Annotated in this window: 16 protein-coding genes and 3 tRNA genes; 6 read left to right on the forward strand and 13 right to left on the reverse strand. The window is 70.5% G+C overall.

Annotated features, from left to right (window positions below; all coding sequences use genetic code 11):
• Positions 1-12: 12 nt before the first annotated feature.
• The 6 genes from HFP48_RS16765 to HFP48_RS16790 all read right to left on the reverse strand — a co-directional run bounded on the left by HFP48_RS16765 (position 13) and on the right by HFP48_RS16790 (position 7,077).
• A complete protein-coding gene (locus HFP48_RS16765; RefSeq protein ID WP_029544388.1) occupies positions 13-1,464 on the reverse strand; it encodes a VWA domain-containing protein in 1,452 nt (483 codons plus the stop codon).
• A 1-nt stretch (position 1,465) separates the two neighbouring features.
• The gene (locus HFP48_RS16770; RefSeq protein WP_006933754.1) at positions 1,466-2,347 is read right to left on the reverse strand and encodes a MoxR family ATPase; all 882 of its coding nucleotides are present in this window, start codon (positions 2,345-2,347) and stop codon (positions 1,466-1,468) included.
• A gap of 80 nt (positions 2,348-2,427) precedes the next feature.
• Positions 2,428-3,732 (reverse strand): glutamate-5-semialdehyde dehydrogenase, encoded by a 1,305-nt coding sequence (locus HFP48_RS16775; protein ID WP_168579777.1) that lies wholly within the window; start codon positions 3,730-3,732, stop codon positions 2,428-2,430.
• A gap of 64 nt (positions 3,733-3,796) precedes the next feature.
• Complete coding sequence (locus tag HFP48_RS16780; protein WP_006933750.1) at positions 3,797-4,903, reverse strand: D-alanine--D-alanine ligase family protein; 1,107 nt, start codon at positions 4,901-4,903, stop codon at positions 3,797-3,799.
• A gap of 49 nt (positions 4,904-4,952) precedes the next feature.
• On the reverse strand, positions 4,953-6,074 hold the full coding sequence (locus HFP48_RS16785) for a cystathionine gamma-lyase (RefSeq protein ID WP_006933748.1): 1,122 nt from the start codon (positions 6,072-6,074) through the stop codon (positions 4,953-4,955).
• Positions 6,075-6,078: 4 nt separating this feature from the next.
• A complete protein-coding gene (locus HFP48_RS16790; RefSeq protein WP_006933747.1) occupies positions 6,079-7,077 on the reverse strand; it encodes an NAD(P)H-dependent glycerol-3-phosphate dehydrogenase in 999 nt (332 codons plus the stop codon).
• Between the two features lie 115 nt (positions 7,078-7,192).
• Between HFP48_RS16790 and cofC the strand changes: the two genes are divergently transcribed.
• From cofC to HFP48_RS16805, 3 genes are read left to right on the forward strand one after another with little or no spacing between them, the layout of a single operon-like run.
• A complete protein-coding gene (gene cofC, locus HFP48_RS16795; RefSeq protein ID WP_006933746.1) occupies positions 7,193-7,873 on the forward strand; it encodes a 2-phospho-L-lactate guanylyltransferase in 681 nt (226 codons plus the stop codon).
• 50 nt (positions 7,874-7,923) lie between these two features.
• Positions 7,924-10,140 carry an RNA degradosome polyphosphate kinase gene (locus HFP48_RS16800; RefSeq protein WP_050035410.1) on the forward strand — a complete coding sequence of 739 codons (2,217 nt, stop codon included), beginning with the start codon at positions 7,924-7,926 and terminating at the stop codon, positions 10,138-10,140.
• A gap of 8 nt (positions 10,141-10,148) precedes the next feature.
• The gene (locus HFP48_RS16805) at positions 10,149-11,087 is read left to right on the forward strand and encodes an NUDIX hydrolase (protein ID WP_168579778.1); all 939 of its coding nucleotides are present in this window, start codon (positions 10,149-10,151) and stop codon (positions 11,085-11,087) included.
• Between the two features lie 98 nt (positions 11,088-11,185).
• Here HFP48_RS16805 and HFP48_RS16810 read toward each other — a convergent pair whose 3' ends face one another.
• The 3 genes from HFP48_RS16810 to leuC all read right to left on the reverse strand — a co-directional run bounded on the left by HFP48_RS16810 (position 11,186) and on the right by leuC (position 14,129).
• Positions 11,186-11,920 (reverse strand): HU family DNA-binding protein, encoded by a 735-nt coding sequence (locus HFP48_RS16810; RefSeq protein ID WP_043796505.1) that lies wholly within the window; start codon positions 11,918-11,920, stop codon positions 11,186-11,188.
• A 168-nt stretch (positions 11,921-12,088) separates the two neighbouring features.
• The gene (gene leuD / locus HFP48_RS16815; protein ID WP_006934268.1) at positions 12,089-12,685 is read right to left on the reverse strand and encodes a 3-isopropylmalate dehydratase small subunit; all 597 of its coding nucleotides are present in this window, start codon (positions 12,683-12,685) and stop codon (positions 12,089-12,091) included.
• A 25-nt stretch (positions 12,686-12,710) separates the two neighbouring features.
• The gene (leuC, locus tag HFP48_RS16820) at positions 12,711-14,129 is read right to left on the reverse strand and encodes a 3-isopropylmalate dehydratase large subunit (RefSeq protein ID WP_210432760.1); all 1,419 of its coding nucleotides are present in this window, start codon (positions 14,127-14,129) and stop codon (positions 12,711-12,713) included.
• A gap of 130 nt (positions 14,130-14,259) precedes the next feature.
• On the opposite strand from leuC, the gene HFP48_RS16825 reads away from it, so the two are divergent.
• The 3 genes from HFP48_RS16825 to HFP48_RS16835 are packed head-to-tail and all read left to right on the forward strand — an operon-like array spanning position 14,260 to position 15,761.
• A complete protein-coding gene (locus HFP48_RS16825) occupies positions 14,260-14,964 on the forward strand; it encodes an IclR family transcriptional regulator (RefSeq protein ID WP_029544405.1) in 705 nt (234 codons plus the stop codon).
• 37 nt (positions 14,965-15,001) lie between these two features.
• Complete coding sequence (locus HFP48_RS16830; protein WP_006934263.1) at positions 15,002-15,544, forward strand: PPOX class F420-dependent oxidoreductase; 543 nt, start codon at positions 15,002-15,004, stop codon at positions 15,542-15,544.
• Between the two features lie 49 nt (positions 15,545-15,593).
• Positions 15,594-15,761 (forward strand): DUF5302 domain-containing protein, encoded by a 168-nt coding sequence (locus tag HFP48_RS16835; protein WP_006934262.1) that lies wholly within the window; start codon positions 15,594-15,596, stop codon positions 15,759-15,761.
• Between the two features lie 53 nt (positions 15,762-15,814).
• Here the strand turns inward: HFP48_RS16835 and HFP48_RS16840 are convergent.
• From HFP48_RS16840 to gltX, 4 genes are all read right to left on the reverse strand, one after another.
• Positions 15,815-15,890: transfer RNA gene (locus HFP48_RS16840), tRNA-Glu, on the reverse strand.
• Positions 15,891-15,949: 59 nt separating this feature from the next.
• Positions 15,950-16,025: transfer RNA gene (locus HFP48_RS16845), tRNA-Glu, on the reverse strand.
• Between the two features lie 95 nt (positions 16,026-16,120).
• A tRNA-Gln gene (locus tag HFP48_RS16850) sits at positions 16,121-16,192 on the reverse strand.
• A gap of 172 nt (positions 16,193-16,364) precedes the next feature.
• Positions 16,365-17,837, reverse strand: coding sequence for a glutamate--tRNA ligase (gltX, locus tag HFP48_RS16855; RefSeq protein WP_168579780.1), 1,473 nt, complete (start codon positions 17,835-17,837; stop codon positions 16,365-16,367).
• Positions 17,838-17,887: the final 50 nt, after the last annotated feature.

Raw genomic sequence — 17,887 nt, forward strand, 5'->3', positions numbered from 1 at the left:
CAGCTTACGGGTTCACACCGGCAGCAGGCCCGCCACCACCTGCGCGAGCTGCTGCGCGGACCGGCACTCGTGCATCGTGATCACCTCGCCGTACGCCTTCGCCGCCGAATCTCCGGCTCCCCATTGGCCGCGGGGTTCCGGGTTGAGCCAGTGGGCGTGCCGGGCGACGGCCACCAGGTGCTCGAGGGCGCCGAGGTTGGGATCGCGGTAGTTGGTCCGCGCGTCACCGAGCACGAGCAGGGAGCTGCGGCTGGTGAGGCTGTGCGCGTACCGCTCGGTGAACACGCCCAGCGCGTGACCGTAGTCGGAGTGGCCGTCGTAGGCGATCAGCTCGGCCTCGCGCAGCATCCGCGACATAGCGGCCCCGAGGTCGGCGCCGGCGGAGAAGTGGTGGGTGACCTCGTCGGTGCTGTCGATGAACGCGAACACCCGGACGCGGGAGAACTGCTCGCGCAGGGCATGCACGAGCAGCAGGGTGAAGTGGGAGAAGCCGGCGACCGACCCGGAGACGTCGCAGAGCACCACCAGCTCCGGACGGGCCGGGCGCGGCTTGCGGTTGACCAGGTCGATGGGCACCCCGCCGGTGGACATCGACTTGCGCAGCGTCCGGCGCAGGTCGATCGCTCCCGCACGGGCCCGCCGCCGGCGCGCGGCGAGCCGGCTCGCCAGCAGCCGCGCCAGCGGGGTGACGCTGCGGCGCAGCGCGGTGAGCTCGGCGTCGGTGGCACGCAGGAAGTCGACCTCCTCGGCGAGCTTGGGCACCCCGTAGGTGGCGACGCGGTCGCGTCCGACCTGTTCGGCGGTGCGGCGACGCGTCTCGCGCTCGACCATGGCCCGGAAATCCGCCACTCGGCGCGCCGCCGTGCGGCGCGCCACCTCGGTGGCGTACTCGGTGTCCTGAGCCCGCTCCTCCGGGCCGGCGTTGCCGAGCAGGCCCTCGAGGATCTTCGAGACCAGCGTTTCGGGCGACACCTGGCGCAGCGCCTGGTACGCCGAGAACGACGGTCCGTTGCCCGAGGTGTACTGCCCCAGCTCCTCGACGATCTGCGCGGTCAGCAGCTCGACGAGCTCGACCGCGTCGGCGGAGTCGTCGGCGAGTATCTCGGCGATCAGATCCCGCAGCGCCTCGAAGTCGATCTCGCCGTCCGGGGTGCGCGGCAGCGCCGGATCGATCCCGCCGGCCTCGCGGCGGCCGACCGCTGCCGGGAACCACAGGTCGAACAGGGCATCGAAGGTCGGGCGGTGGGTGGGCCGGCGCAGCAGCGCGCACGCCAGCCCCTCGCGGAGGGCGTCCCGGTCGAGCAGGTCGAGCACCGACATGACCCGGCCGGCATCGACGGTCTCGGACGGTCCTACGGGAATGCCGCGGCGGCGCAGTGCCTCGACGAACCCGACCAGGTGGCCGGGCAGGCCGTGCGGCGCCGCCGGCCCCTGGTCCCGCACCGGCGGGCGTGCCCCGGCCATGTCAGTTCAACCGCAGCTCGGCCGCGGCCCGCAGCTGATCGGACTGGTGTTTGAGGATCACCCCGAGCGTGGCCCGCACGGCGGCGTCGTCGAGGGTGTCGAGGCCCAGGGCGAGCAGCGTGCGACCCCAGTCGATCGTCTCCGCCACCGACGGCAGCTTCTTGAGCTGCATGCCGCGCAGCACCCGGACCGTGCGCACGAGCTGCTCGGCGACCGTCTCGGGCAGCTCCGGTACCCGGCTCGCCAGGATGCGGCGCTCGAGGTCGGCGTCGGGGAAGTCGAGGTGCAGAAACAGGCAGCGTCGCTTGAGTGCCTCGGACAGCTCCCGCGTCGCGTTCGAGGTGAGCACCGTGAAGGGCTTGCGGGTGGCGCTGATGGTGCCGAGCTCGGGCACGGTCACCGCGAAATCGCTGAGCACCTCGAGCAGCAGACCCTCGATCTCCACGTCCGCCTTGTCGACCTCGTCGACCAGGAGCACCGTCGGATCCTCCCGGCGGATGGCGGTCAGCAGCGGGCGCGGCAGGAGGAACTCCTCGGAGAACACGTCCTGCTTCGTCGCGTCCCAGGAATGGTCGGTGCCGGCCTGGATCCGCAGGATCTGCTTGGCGTGGTTCCACTCGTACAGCGCCCGCGACTCGTCGACACCCTCGTAGCACTGCAGCCGCACCAGCTCGGCGCCGGAGGTCTGCGCCACCGCCCGGGCGAGCTCGGTCTTGCCCACCCCGGCGGGGCCCTCGATGAGCAGCGGCTTGCCGAGGCGGTCGGCGAGGAACACCGCCGTGGCCGTGGCCTTGTCGGCGAGGTATCCGGTCTCGGCGAGGCGGTCGATCACCTCGTCGACGTCGGCGAAGATCGGCGGGGTGGTCGGCAGCGCACGGTCCACGCTGTGTCCTTTCGTCGGGGCCGGCCCTGTCGGGTCCGGGTCTCGTCCGGTCCGGTCTCGTCGAGCGCTGTCGCGAACCCTCAGGCCGGCCGGGTGTGGCCGTCGCCCCACACCACCCACTTGGTGGAGGTGAGTTCCGGCAGTCCCATCGGGCCGCGGGCATGCAGCTTCTGGGTGGAGATGCCGATCTCGGCACCGAACCCGAACTGCTCGCCGTCGGTGAACGCCGTCGAGGCGTTGACCATAACGGCTGCGGCGTCGACCCGCGCGGAGAACTCCCGGGCCGCCGCGAGGTCGGAGGTGACGATGGCCTCGGTGTGGCCGGTGCCGTACCGGTCGATGTGCGCGACGGCCGCGTCGAGGTCGTCGACGACGGCGAGCGCGATGTCGAGGCTCAGGTACTCCTCCGCCCAGTCGGCCTCGGTGGCCGGCTCGAGGCCGGGCAGGTCACCGTGCACGGTGACGCTGTGGTTCTGCAGCACATGCAGCAGCCGGGGTACGGCGGTGTCGGCGACGGCCTTGTCCACCAGAATCGTCTCGGCGGTGTTGCACACGCTGGGCCGGCGGGTCTTGGCGTTGACGACGATCTTCTCGGCCATGTCCAGATCGGCCGACGCGTGCACGTACACGTGGCAGTTGCCCACGCCCGTCTCGATGGTGGGCACGGTGGCGTCGCGGACGACGGCGGAGATCAGGCCGGCACCGCCGCGCGGGATGACGACGTCGACGAGTCCGCGTGCCTGGATGAGGTGCGTGACCGAGGACCGGTCCGCGCTGGGCAGCAGTTGTACGGCGTCCTCCGGCAGCTCCTGCATCGCGAGGGCGCCGCGCAGGGCCTCGACGAGGGCGGCGTTGGAGTGGGCTGCCGACGACGACCCGCGCAGCAGGGCCGCGTTGCCGGACTTGAGGGCCAGGCCGAAGGCGTCGACGGTGACGTTGGGCCGGGCCTCGTACACCATCCCGACGACGCCGAGCGGCACCCGCATCTGCCGGATCTCGAGGCCGTTGGGCAGGGTCGAGCCACGGACCACCTCGCCGATCGGGTCGGGCAGCCCCGCGACCTGCCGCAGCCCCGCCGCGATGCCCTCGACGCGGGCCTGCGTCAGCCGGAGCCGGTCGAGCAGGGACTCCTCGGTGCCCGCCGCGCGGGCGGTCTCGATGTCCTCGGCGTTCGCGGCGAGCACCGCGTCGGACGCGGCGAGCACCGCGTCCGCGGCGGCGTGCAGGGCGGCGTCCTTCTGCGCGGTGGTGAGCAGGGCGAGCCGGCGGGAGGCGACGCGGGCGCGACGGGCCGCGGCGTGCACGGCCTCGCGGGTGTCCCCGGCGCCGGTCGCCCGGACGTCCCCGGAAACGGTTGCAGATGAGTCAGGGGTCACGGCAGTCATGGCCCCCAGACTAGTCCGCGCCCGGGCGGATCAGCGCAGCCCGGTCCCCCCGCGCCAGGGCGGATCAGCGCAGCCCGGTCCCCCGCGCCAGGGCGGTGTCCACCAGCGTGGACAGCAGCGTGCGGTACTCGAGACCGCTGGCCTCCCACATACGCGGGTACATCGAGATCGACGTGAACCCGGGCATGGTGTTGATCTCGTTGATCACGGGCCCGTCCTCCGTGACGAAGAAGTCGACGCGGGACAGGCCCTGGCAGTCGAGGGCGCGGAAGGCGCGGACCGCGAGCTCCCGGATCCGGTCGGAGACGTCGTCGTCGAGCTTGGCGGGCACGTCGAACTCGCACACGTCGTCGAGGTACTTGGTGTCGAAGTCGTAGAACGCCTCGTGATCGCCGGACGGGTCGGGCATCCGGATCTCGGCGACGACACTGGCGCGCACGTCGCCGTCGGGGAACTCGAGCACGCCGCACTCGACCTCGCGACCGACGATCGCGGATTCGACGATCACCTTCGGGTCGTGCCGGCGGGCCTTCTCGATCGCCGCGTCGAGCGCCGCCCAGTCGGCGACACGGCTGATCCCGATGGAGGAGCCGCCGCGGGCGGGCTTGACGAAGACCGGGAGGCCGAGACGCTGTTTCTGCTCCTCGGTGAGGGTCGCGGCGCCGGGGCGCAGCACGATCTGGAATCCGACGGGCAGGCCCTCGGCCGCGAGCAGCTTCTTGGTGAACTCCTTGTCCATCCCGGCGGCGCTGGCGAGCACGCCGGGTCCCACGTACGGAACGCCGGCGAGCTCGAGCAGCCCCTGGATCGTGCCGTCCTCGCCGTAGGCGCCGTGCAGCACCGGGAACACGACGTCGACGGAGGCGAGCACCTTGCCGAACTCGCCCTCGTCGAGGGCGACGATGTCACCGGCCCGAGTGGGGTCGGCGGTGAGCACCAGCGCCGTTCCCTCCGCGTCGACGGTCGGCAACTCGCGGCCCGCCTTGGCGAGCCGTTCGGGATCCGTGTCGGCGAGCACCCAGGCGCCGTCGGTGGTGATGCCGATCGGGACGGCCTCGTAACGCTGCGGGTCGAGGTGGCGCAGGATGCTGCCCGCCGAAACGCAGGAGACGGAATGTTCGTTGCTGCGGCCGCCGAAGACGACGGCCACCCGGATACGGGGTGTGCTCACGGCACAAACCGTACCGGTGCCGCCGCCCCGGTAGATACCCGAGTCCTGCTCAGCACCGGGAGAGCGCGCGGTCGAGATCGTCGAGCAGGTCGGCGGTGTCCTCGATCCCGCAGGACAATCGCACGAAGCCGGCCGGTACGGGATCGCCCCAGCGGGCGCGCCGGTCGGCGGTGGTGTGGATGCCCCCGAAACTGGTCGCGGCGGTGACGAGCTCGCTCGCCGCGACGAACCGGTGGAACTGCTGTTCGCCGTCGAGCCGGAACGTCACCAGCGGCCCGAACCGGCGCATCTGTGCCGCGGCGACGGGGTGGGCGGGATCGTCGCCCAGACCGGGGTAGCGGACGCCGCGCACGGCGGGATGCTCGCGCAGCATCGACGCCGCGGCGAGCGCGTTGGCGCACTGCCGGTCGAAGCGCAGCCCGGCGGTGCCCAGGCTGCGGTGCGCCAGCCACGTCTCGAACGGGCCGAGGACGGTCCCGGAGAGCAGGCGCTCCCGGTCGAGGGCCGGCACGAGTGCATCGTCGGCGACAGCGAGGTACCCCATCAGCAGATCGCTGTGCCCGCTGAGCGATTTCGTGCCGCTGGCGACGACGATGTCCGCGCCCAGCGCGAGCGGCTGCTGCCCCAGCGGGGTGGCGGTGGTGTTGTCCACCAGCAGCAGGGCGCCGGCCGTCCGGCACAGCGCCGCGGTGGCGCGCAGATCGACGACGTCCAGTCCCGGGTTCGACGGGGTCTCGGCCAGCACGAGCGCGCCCTCGCCGGCGCCGGCGAGGACAGCGCGGAGACTGCCGTCGCCGAACTGGGCGGCGGTGAGTTCGTGGACCGTGATCCCGAGGGGCTCGAGGCGTTCCCGCGCGTATTCGCGCACCTGGTAGTACCCGTCGGCGGGGACGACGACGGTGCCGCCGCCACGGGTCAGCGCCCGCAGCGCGACGGTGACCGCGGACATCCCGGACCCGACGACCCGGGCCGCGGCCGCGCCCTCGAGCGCGGCCAGCGCGGATTCGAGGGCACGCCAACCGGGATTCGAGGCGCGGGCGTAGGTGTCGGTCTCCGTGCCCTCCGCGCCGAGCTGGTAGGGGGCGGCGAGGACCGGACCGGGCTGCAGCGGAGCCCCTGGAATATGTTCGGCAGCAACCGCTTTCACGCAGCGTGTGGAGTCACCCGGCACGGTCTCACTCCGGCTTGATCCGGCGGCCGAGCAGCAGCCCGATCGCCTCGGGCACCGACATGCCCTCGTAGCAGACGCGGTGCACGGCGTCGGTGAGCGGCATCTCCACGTCGTAACTGGCCGCCAGCGCCCGGACGGAGGTGCACGACTTGACCCCCTCGGCCACCTGGCCGTGCGTGGCCTCCTGGGCGCTTTCGAGTGTCCCTCCCCTGCCCAGTCGCTCCCCGAACGAACGGTTACGCGACAGCGGCGAGGTGCACGTGGCCACGAGGTCGCCGACACCCGCCAGCCCGGCCAGGGTGGTCGGCTTGGCACCGAGGGCAGTTCCCAGCCGGGTGATCTCGGCCAGCCCACGGGTGATGATGGAGGCGATCGTGTTGTCGCCGAGGCCGACACCGGCGGCCATGCCGCACGCGAGCGCGATGACGTTCTTGCACGCGCCGCCGATCTCGCAGCCGATCACGTCGGTGTTCGTGTAGGGCCTGAAATACCCTGTTGCACATGCTCTTTGAATCTCGAGCGCCCGAGTGGAGTCGGAACACGCGATCACCGTGGCGGCGGGCTGCCGATCGGCGATCTCGCGGGCGAGATTCGGCCCGGACAACACCGCGATGCGGTCGTGTTCGGCACCGGTCACCTGGGCGATCACCTGACTCATCCGCATGAGGGTGCCGCCCTCGATGCCTTTCGCCAGGCTCAGCAGGGTCGCGTCGGAACCGATGTCGTCGCGCCACGCCCCGAGATTCGCGCGCAGCGTCTGCGACGGCACCGCGAGGACGAGGAAGTCCACTCCGTCGAGTGCGACGCGGTGATCCGCGGTGGCGCGCAACGTCGAGGGCAACTCGACGCCCGGCAGATAGTCCGGGTTCTCGTGCCGGGCGGCGATCGCCTCGGCCACCTCCGCGCGCCGCGCCCAGATCGTCACGTCCGTTCCGGCCTCCGCCAGTACCTTCGCGAAGGCCGTCCCCCACGACCCCGCACCCAACACCGCAGCCTTGCTCACGCAGTCCCCTTACTCGTGTCCGATCCCGTCCGCAGACCACCGCCGCGCCCGCTCCAGTATCGCCCACCGCCGCGCCCGCGACCGTCCTCGTCGCCGACTGGCAGAATCGACGACCATGACCGCCGCGCACGCGCTGATTCCCGTCAAGGCCCTCGGCCTGGCGAAGTCGCGGCTGGCGCACGTCCTCGACCCCGGCACCCGAGCGGCCCTGGTGCTCGCGATGCTCGACGACACCCTCCACGCGGCGCTGGCGGTCGAGGGGCTCGCCGTCACCGTGATCACCACCGACGCCGATGTCGCCGCGCTGGCTCTCCGCGCGGGGGCGCACACGCTCGCCGATCCCCCCGCCGTCGACACGGCCGGCACCGCCGTCGATCCGCTGAATGCGGCGCTCGCCGCCGCGGCCCGGCGGGTGCGGTCCCGCGAGCCCGGCGTGGATCTGGTCGCGCTGCACGCGGACCTGCCGGCCCTGCGGCCCGCCGAACTGTCCGCGGCCCTGACCGCGGCGCGCGAGGTCGGCCGGGCGGTCGTCGTGGACCACACCGGCACCGGCACCTCGGCGCTGCTGCACTGCACGACCGAACCGCTGCACCCGCTGTTCGGCCCGGACTCGGCGCACCGTCACGTGCGGGCGGGAGCCCACCCCCTGGCCGGGGACTGGCCGGGACTGCGGCTCGACGTGGACACCGTCGCCGATCTCGAGGCCGCCACGGCGCAGGGCGTGGGGCCCGCGACGGCCTCGGCTCTGGGGCGGATCGGATGGCCGATGCCCGTTCGTCATCCCGACTTCGGGTGACGTACGTCGACGGATTGTCCGCCGTTCCGAAACTGAGGGATGATCGACGTGTGAAACACGGCGATTCCACGGACCAGCGCATCGACACCGAACCTCCCGGGTTCGCCGGGGCATCCGGCGACGGCGGAGCCGGACTCGACGGCACCACCGCCACCCGTTCGGCCTCGGCGCCGAGTGCCCCGCCCGCAGCCACGATGCTGCAGGCGGTCGCCGACGGCTTGCCGCTGGACCGCTACCTCAACCGGGAACTGAGCTGGCTCGACTTCAACGCGCGGGTGCTCGCGCTGGCCGAGGACACGTCTCTGCCGCTCCTCGAACGCGCCAAGTTCCTTGCGATCTTCGCCTCGAACCTCGACGAGTTCTACATGGTGCGCGTCGCCGGCCTCAAGCGCCGTGCCGAAACCGGCCTGTCGGTCCGCTCCGCCGACGGGCTGTCGCCACGAGCGCAACTCGCGCTCATCGCGCGCAGCACCCAGGAGATCGCGCGCCGGCACGCTCTCGTCTTCCTCGATTCGGTCCTGCCCGCCCTGACCGCCGAAGGCATTTCCATCATCGACTGGGAGGATCTGACCGACGACGAAAAACAGCGCCTGACCGCGTACTTCGTCGAGCAGGTGTTCCCGGTACTGACGCCCCTCGCGGTCGATCCGGCACACCCGTTCCCGTACATCAGCGGGCTGAGCCTCAACCTCGCTGTCACCGTGAAGGATCTGGAGTCCGCCGGGGAGCACTTCGCGCGGGTGAAGGTGCCGGACAACGTCGATCGCTTCGTCCGGGTCCGCCGGGAAGGCTCCCCGGACGAGATCGACGCGTTCCTGCCTCTCGAGGAACTCATCGCGTCACATCTCGACGTGCTGTTCCCCGGCATGGAAATCGTCGAGCACCACGCCTTCCGGGTCACGCGCAACGCCGACTTCGAGGTCGAGGAGGACCGCGACGAGGATCTCCTCCAGGCGCTCGAGCGGGAACTCGCCCGTCGCCGCTTCGGTTCTCCCGTGCGTCTCGAGGTCGCCGACGACATGACCGAGCACATGCTCGAACTGCTGCTGCGCGAGCTCGACGTCGATCCCGCCGACGTGGTGCAGCTGCCGGGACTGCTGGACCTGTCGAGCCTGTGGCAGGTGCACGGCGTGGACCGCCCCGACCTGAAGGACCGGCCGTTCGTGCCGGCCACGCACCCCGCGTTCGGCGAACGCGAGACCCCCAAGAGCGTGTTCTCGACGCTGCGCGAGGGCGACGTGCTGGTGCACCACCCCTACGATTCCTTCTCCACCAGCGTGCAACGGTTCATCGAGCAGGCCGCAGCCGACAGCCAGGTGCTCGCGATCAAGCAGACCCTCTACCGCACCTCCGGCGACTCCCCCATCGTCAACGCACTGATCGCCGCGGCGGAGGCCGGCAAGCAGGTGGTGGCGCTGGTGGAGATCAAGGCCCGCTTCGACGAGCAGGCGAACATCAAGTGGGCCCGCAAACTCGAACAGGCCGGCGTGCACGTGGTGTACGGCCTGGTGGGACTCAAGACCCACTGCAAGACGTGCCTCGTGGTCCGCCGGGAGGGCTCGCTCATCCGCCGCTACTGCCACATCGGTACCGGCAACTACAACCCGAAGACCGCCCGGCTCTACGAGGACGTCGGCCTGCTCACCGCCGCCCCGGAGATCGGCGCGGACCTGACCGATCTGTTCAACACGCTCACCGGTTACTCGCGGATGGCGAAGTACCGCAACCTGCTCGTGGCCCCGCACGGCGTGCGGGCGGGCATCATCGAACGGATCGACGCCGAGATCGAGCACCACGCGGCCGGTCGCGACGCCCGGATCCGCCTGAAGGCCAATGCGCTGGTCGACGAGCAGGTCATCGACGCGCTGTACCGCGCCTCCTGCGCGGGGGTGCCGGTGGAGATCGTCGTGCGCGGCATCTGCGCGCTCAAGCCCGGAGTACCCGGACTGAGCGAGAACATCACGGTGCGGTCCATCCTCGGGCGGTTCCTGGAGCACTCGCGCGTCCTGCACTTCCGGGCAGCCGACGAGATCTGGATCGGCAGCGCCGACATGATGCATCGCAACCTCGATCGCCGGGTGGAGGTGATGGCACAGGTGAAGGATCCCCGACTGGCGGCGCAACTCGACTCGATCTTCGAGTCGGCGCTCGACCCGGCCACCCGGTGCTGGACGTTGCGGGCCGACGGAACCTGGCTCGCGTCGCCGGCTCCCGGAACCGCGGCCCGTGACCATCAAGAAGAGCTCATGCGTAGCCGTAGCTCCTGATCGGAAGGATGTCGGTGTCCCCCGTTTCCGACAACGCAATGCGAGCCAACATCTTCGCCGCCGGGGCTGTCCTCTGGCGACGGAATCCGACCGACCGGAACCGTTTCGACGTGGCGGTCGTGCACCGGCCGCGTTACGACGACTGGTCCTTCCCCAAGGGCAAGCTCGATCCCGGCGAGACCCCGATCGTCGCCGCCCTGCGCGAGATCGAGGAGGAGACCGGGATTTCGGCGCGTCTCGGCCGGTATCTCGGCAAGGTCACCTACCCGGTGCCGGGTCACCGCAAGCTCAAGCGGGTGGACTACTGGGCCGCCGAGAAGTGCAGCGGGGAGTTCACCCCCAACGACGAGGTCGACGAGCTGCGCTGGCTCGCACCCGACGACGCCTTCGCGGCCCTGTCGTACCCGATGGACCACACGGTGCTGCGCCGCTTCCAGGCCCTGCCGCCGGACACGGCGACCGTGCTGATCGTGCGGCATGCCAAGGCCGGCAGCCGCAGGAATCACCGGGGCGACGATCGGGACCGGCCGCTCGACGCGGCGGGCCGTGCCCAGGCCCAGGCCCTCGTTCCGCAACTGCTCGCGTTCGGCGCCGACAGCGTGGTCGCCGCGGACCGGGCACGCTGCGTGCAGACGGTGCAACCGCTCGCGGACCGGCTCGGGATCGACGTTGCCGTCGAACCCTCCCTCACGGAGGAGGAGTACAGCGCCGACCCGCAACTCGGGCGCAAGCGGGTGCTCGACCTCGCCCAGCGCGGCGGGGTGCCGGTGATCTGCAGCCAGGGCAAGGTGATCCCGGACCTTGTGCAATGGTGGGCCGAGCACGACGGGACCACCGCGCCGAACACGCGTAACCGCAAGGGCAGCACGTGGGTGCTGTCGCTCGCCGGCGACCGGCTCGTCGCGGTGGACCACATCGACAGCCCGCTGCCCGCCGGGCCCGCCTGAACGCGCTTCGGCGGCCATCGAGGTTCCCCCCGATGGCCGCCGAACGGACGGTATCCGGTTGGCAGCCCTAGTTCTCGGCAGCCCTACTCCCAGCAGCCCTACTTCTTGGCTGCAGCCTTCCGGGCCGGCGCCTTCTTGGCCGCGGTGGTCTTCTTGGCCGGAGCCTTGGCCGCGGTGGTCTTCTTCGCCGCGGTGGTCTTCTTGGCCGCGGTGGTCTTGGCCGGAGCCTTGGCCGCGGTGGTCTTCTTCGCCGCGGTGGTCTTCTTGGCCGCGGTGGTCTTGGCCGGAGCCTTGGCCGCCGTGGTCTTCTTCGCCGCCGTGGTCTTCTTGGCCGCGGTGGTCTTGGCCGGAGCCTTGGCCGCCGTGGTCTTCTTCGCCGCGGTGGTCTTGGCCGGAGCCTTGGCCGCCGTGGTCGCCTTCTTCGCCGGAGCTGCCTTGGCGGCAGTCTTCTTCGCCGCCGCGGTCTTCTTGGCCGCGGTCTTCTTCGCGGCCGCGGTCTTCTTCGCCGCGGCAGCCGCGCCCCGCTTGACGGCCGGACCGGTCGCGGGGAGCTTCTGGCTGCCGGCGATGACCGCCTTGAACTGCGCGCCGGGGCGGAACGCCGGCACCGACGTCGGCTTGACCTTCACGGTCTCACCCGTGCGCGGGTTGCGCGCGACCCGCGCCGCGCGGCGGCGCTGCTCGAAGACGCCGAAGCCGGTGATCGTGACGCTCTTACCCGAGTGCACTGCGCGCACGATCGCGTCGACCATGTGCTCCACGGCCGCCGTTGCAGTGCGCCTGTCCGAACCGAGTTTTTCGGTCAGAACATCGATCAGCTCTGCCTTGTTCATTGCATTCCTCCGCACATAACGGTCCACCGTCAGACCGACTCGAGTCCACGGTAGACCCGCAAACGGGCAAGAGTCTATGTGCCACGCCAATTCTCATGCAAATTACAGGCGGGCCGGATCCGAACGTGTCGTCGGATCCGGCCCGCCCAGGCCCGATTCGGGGCCGGATCAGGGCGCCGGGAGGGTCCGCGGTTTCCAAGACGGCCTTGCGTTTTCGAACTCGGAAATCGCCTCTACCTGCCGTAACGTGAGCCCGATGTCGTCGAGACCCTCCAGCAGACGCCACCGGGTGTAGTCGTCAATGCTGAACGGCACCACGGTGGTTCCGGCGGTCACGGTGCGATGCTCGAGGTCGACCTCCAGCTCCAGTCCCGGCTGTTGTTCGATGAGTTTCCAGAGCAATTCGACGTCCGGCTGCTCGACCTGAGCGGCCAGCAGTCCGGCCTTTCCGGAGTTGCCCCGGAAGATGTCTGCGAAGCGGGACGAGATCACGACGCGGAAGCCGTAATCGGACAGCGCCCACACGGCGTGCTCGCGGGAGGACCCGGTGCCGAAATCCGGCCCGGCCACGAGGACACTGCCCCGGTCGAACGGCGGAGTGTTCAGTACGAAGGCCGGATCCGTGCGCCAGGCGGCAAACAGCCCGTCCTCGAATCCGCTTCGAGTGACCCGCTTCAGATACACCGCGGGGATGATCTGGTCGGTGTCGACGTTCGACCGGCGCAGCGGAACGCCGATGCCCTTGTGAGTGGTGAAGGCTTCCATCGAAATTCTCCTTCGGTTCCGTGACCTAGTCCAGATCCGCCGGAGCGGAGAGAGTGCCGCGCACCGCGGTCGCCGCGGCGACCTCAGGCGAGACGAGGTGGGTGCGTCCGCCCTTGCCCTGGCGGCCTTCGAAGTTCCGGTTCGAGGTCGATGCACAGCGCTCGCCCGGCGCCAGCTGATCCGGATTCATGCCCAGGCACATCGAGCAGCCGGCCTGGCGCCATTCCGCGCCCGCGGCCGTGAAGACCTCACCGAGACCTTCGGCTTCGGCTTGGGCACGAACGCGCATCGATCCGGGTACGACGAGCATACGAACGCCGTCGGCGACCTTGCGGCCCTGGAGAACTTCCGCAACGGCGCGCAGATCCTCGATCCGGCCGTTGGTGCACGAGCCGACGAAGACGGTGTCGACCGGCACCTCACGCAGCGGGGTTCCGGGCTCGAGTCCCATGTACCGCAGCGCCTTCTCGGCCGCGAGGCGCTCACCCTCGTCCGCCATCGCCTCCGGGTCGGGCACCGACGCGCCGAGGGGCGCGCCCTGGCCGGGGTTGGTGCCCCACGTGACGAAGGGCGTCAGGGACGAGCCGTCGATGTGGACCTCGGCGTCGAAAACCGCGTCCTCGTCGGTCTTCAACTTCTCCCACGCGGCCACCGCGGCGTCCCAGTCCGCGCCCTGGGGGGCGTGCGGGCGGCCCTCCAGGAACTCGTAGGTGATCTCGTCGGGCGCGATCATCCCGGCCCGGGCGCCCGCCTCGATGGACATGTTGCAGATGGTCATCCGTGCTTCCATCGACAGCTTCCGGATCGCCTCGCCGCGGTACTCGAGCACGTAGCCCTGGCCGCCGCCGGTGCCGATCCGGGCGATGACGGCGAGGATCAGATCCTTGCTCGTGACGCCGGGCGGCAGTGCGCCGTCGACGGTGATCGCCATGGTCTTGAACGGGCGCAGCGACAGTGTCTGAGTTGCCAGCACGTGCTCGACCTCGCTCGTGCCGATGCCCATCGCCAGGGCACCGAAGGCGCCGTGGGTGGAGGTGTGGCTGTCGCCGCACACCACCGTCATGCCCGGCTGCGTCAGGCCGAGCTGCGGTCCGACGACGTGGACGATGCCCTGTTCGACGTCACCCATCGGATGCAGCCGGATGCCGAACTCCTCGCAGTTGCGGCGCAGCGTCTCGACCTGGGTGCGCGAGACGGGGTCGGCGATGGGCTTGTCGATGTCGACCGTGGGCACGTTGTGGTCCTCGGTCGCGATGGTGAGGTCCGGCCGCCGCACGGGCCGATCCGCCAACCGCAGACCGTCGAACGCCTGCGGGCTCGTGACCTCGTGCACGAGATGCAGATCGATGTAGATCAGGTCCGGCTGTCGCGCCGCGCCCTCTCCCGTACCGCGCACGACCACGTGCTGGTCCCACACCTTCTCCGCCAGAGTCTTTCCAGCCATCTTCTCCACCTGTCGTACGTGACGAACGCGGATCCCGTTCTCGGGGCTGTCCCGGGCCGCGAATGCTGTCGTCCCCGCCCGGTTCCGCGTGGGTTATGCTTCCCATTATGCGAGACGGAGGTATCGACCTATGAGACAGCATAGCGGGATCGGAGTGCTGGACAAAGCGATGGCCGTCCTCCATGCAGTGGCGGAGCAGCCCTGCACTCTCACCGAACTGTGCGCCCGCACCGGACTTCCCCGCGCCACCGCCCACCGGCTCGCGGTCGGGCTCGAGGTGCACCGGCTGCTCGCCCGCGACGGTGACGGCCAGTGGCGGCCGGGTCCCGGTCTGGCCGAACTGTCGGCAGGCGCGGGCGACGCACTCGTCGACGCCGCCTCGCTCGTGCTGCCGCGCCTGCGCGAGATCACCGGCGAGAGCGTGCAGTTGTATCGACGGGAGGGCACCCACCGGGTGTGCGTCGCGGCCCTCGAACCCCCGACGGGCCTGCGCGACACCGTCCTCGTGGGGGCCCGGCTGCCGATGACCGCCGGGTCCGGAGCCAGGGTCCTGCTCGCCTGGGCCGACGCCGCGACGCAGCGGGCGATCCTGCCGGAGGCCGCATTCGGCGAGCGGGTCCTCGCCGAAGTCCGGCGCCGGGGCTGGGCGCAGAGCGTCGCCGAACGCGAACCCGGGGTCGCCTCGGTGGCCGCCCCCGTGCGCGATGCATCCGGGGCCGTCGTGGCCGCGATCTCCGTCTCGGGACCCGTCGACCGCATGGGCCGCCGGCCCGGGGCGCGCTGGGCCGCGGACCTGCTGGCGGCCGCCGACGCGCTGCAGAAGCGACTGCAGTAGCCCGTCCACCCGCCGGCTCCTGTGCGACAGTGCACGGATGGGAACCAACCAGCGCACACAGATCACGATGACCGACGCCGAGATCGGCGACTTTCTCGAACGCAGCCGCGTCGCGACGATGGCGACGATCGGCCCCGGCGGCCTCCCGCACCTCGTCGCGATGTGGTACGCGGTGCTGGACGGCGAGATCTGGTTCGAGACGAAGCTGAAATCGCAGAAGGCGGTCAATCTGCGGCGCGACAACCGGATCAGCGCCCTGGTCGAGGACGGCCACACCTACGACACCCTGCGCGGCGTCTCGCTCGAGGGGCATGCCGAGGTGGTCGAGGATCGAGAGGTGCTGTTCGAGGTGTGCCGCAGCGTGTGGGAACGCTACACCGGCCCCTACACCGCGGAGTTGCGGCCCGCGGTCGAGCAGATGATGCACAAGCGCGTCGCGGTGCGGGTCGTCGCGGACCGGACCCGGTCCTGGGACCACCGCAAGCTCGGGATGCCGGCGATGCCGATCGGCGGCAGCACGGCACCGTACCTGTTCGAGGCCCTGGAAAACCGGGCGACAGACGCCGGGTTGCCGAGTTAGATTCCGGGATGTCCCGGACCGAGCTCCGGGTGAGGGAAGGGAGACAGCGATGAACGACCCGAGCGGGGACCGGATCGCGGAGCAGTTCCGCGCAGCCCTCGAGCGCAAGAATCAGCACGCCCGTCGCGGCTCGGACCATCTCGACGGGAGGGCCAAGGCGCAGGCGCCGCACGGCAGCGCCGACCACCGCCGCAATTTCCGGCGCAAGAGCGGATGACGAGCACAAACAGCGAAGGTCCCTCCGATCCGTGGATCGGAGGGACCTTCGCGTGGTAGCCCCGACGGGATTTGAACCCGCGCTACCGCCTTGAGAGGGCGGCGTCCTAGGCCGCTAGACGACGGGGCCAGGAACTTTCACTGCTCAGAGAAGAACGCCCTTCGAACTCGCGATCGAAGGGCCGTCCGTGGTAGCCCCGACGGGATTTGAACCCGCGCTACCGCCTTGAGAGGGCGGCGTCCTAGGCCGCTAGACGACGGGGCCAGGAACTTTCTTCTCTGTTGCTCCTCCCACCCTGCGGCGGGAAGCTCAGCCAGCTTAACCGGCCGAGGCTCGGTGACAAAATCACCGGGCAGACGCTGGGGTACCAGGACTCGAACCTAGAATGGCTGAACCAGAATCAGCTGTGTTGCCAATTACACCATACCCCAATGGCTTGTTCCGAAGACCTGCCTCGCGGCGCTGCGGCCTCCGTTCCGAACCGAGAAGAAGGTTAGCACCATGGGTGCCCCCAATAACAAATCGCCAGGTCAGAGCGGGTAAATCCACAACCTGCGCGACGCCGGGCCGACCGCGGGGGCGCCGCGGCCGGCCCGGCACCGCTCAGGCGATGCGGGCCCGGGCGGCACGCAGGCGCGTGAGCGAGACGTCCCGGCCGAGCAGTTCCATCGACTCGTACAGGGGCGGGCTGATGTGCGAGCCCGTGAGCGCCACGCGCACCGGCGCGAAGGCCTTGCGGGGCTTGAGGCCGAGCTCGTCGATCAGCGCGGCCTTGAGGGCCTCTTCGAGGGCCGCCGCGCTCCACTCGGCCACACCGTCGGCCGCGGCGATCGTCGCGTCCAGCACGGGCGCGGCGTCGGGGCCGAGGTTCTTGGCCGCGGCCGCCTCGTCGAGCGTGAAGTCGGCCTCGGCCACGTAGAGGAACTTCAGCAGGTCCCACGCGTTCGAGAGCACCACGATGCGGGTCTGGACCAGCTCGGCCGCCACCGCGAACCGGGCGTCGTCGACGTCACCGGTGATGTGCCCGTGCTCCACGAGGAACGTCTTCAGCCGGGCCGCGAAGTCGGCCGGTTCGAGCATGCGGATGTGCTCGGCGTTGATGGCGTCGGCCTTCTTCTGGTCGAACCGGGCCGGATTCGAGTTGACCTTGGCGATGTCGAAGGCGGCGACCATCTCGTCGAGCGAGAAGACGTCACGGTCGTCGGCCAGGCCCCAGCCGAGGAGCGCAAGGTAGTTGAGCAGTCCCTCGGCGATGAAGCCACGGTCGCGGTGGATGAACAGGTTGGACTCGGGGTCGCGCTTGGAGAGCTTCTTGTTGCCCTGCCCCATCACGAACGGCAGGTGGCCGAACTCGGGCGTGAAATCGGTCACGCCGATGCGCTGCAGCGCCTCGTAGAGCGCGAGCTGGCGCGGGGTCGACGAGAGCAGATCCTCGCCGCGCAGCACGTGGGTGATCCGCATCAGGGCATCGTCGACGGGATTGACGAGCGTGTACAGCGGGATGCCGTTGCCGCGGGTGAGGGCGAAGTCGGGCACGGTGCCGGCCTTGAACGTGGTCTCGCCGCGCACCAGGTCGTTCCACGTCAGGTCGTGATCGGGCATGCGCAGCCGCACCACGGGCTTGCGCCCCTCGTCGCGGTACGCCTGCCGCTGCTCCGCGGTCAGATCGCGGTCGTGGTTGTCGTAGCCGAGCTTCGGGTCGCGGCCGGCCGCGCGGTGGCGCACCTCGACCTCCTCGGGCGTGGAGAACGACTCGTACGCCTCGCCCGCCTCGAGCAGCCTGGCGACGACGTCGAGATGCAGGTCGCGGCGCTGCGACTGCCGGTACGGCTCGTACGGGCCGCCCACCTCGGGACCCTCGTCCCAGTCGAGGCCGAGCCACCGGAGCGCGTCGAGGATCGCCTGGTACGACTCCTCGGTGTCGCGGGCGGCGTCGGTGTCCTCGATGCGGAACACGAAGGTGCCGCCGTGGTGACGGGCGAAAGCCCAGTTGAACAGGGCGGTGCGCACGAGGCCCACGTGCGGGGTTCCGGTCGGGGACGGACAGAAACGAACGCGTACTTCGCTGTTGGTCATGGCTCACTCGGGTCGAGGGATCGAAAAGTCCCCTCCAGGCTAGTCCCGGG

The organism is Rhodococcus sp. DMU1, from assembly GCF_012272955.1.
GTDB classification, from domain to species: domain Bacteria; phylum Actinomycetota; class Actinomycetes; order Mycobacteriales; family Mycobacteriaceae; genus Rhodococcus; species Rhodococcus aetherivorans.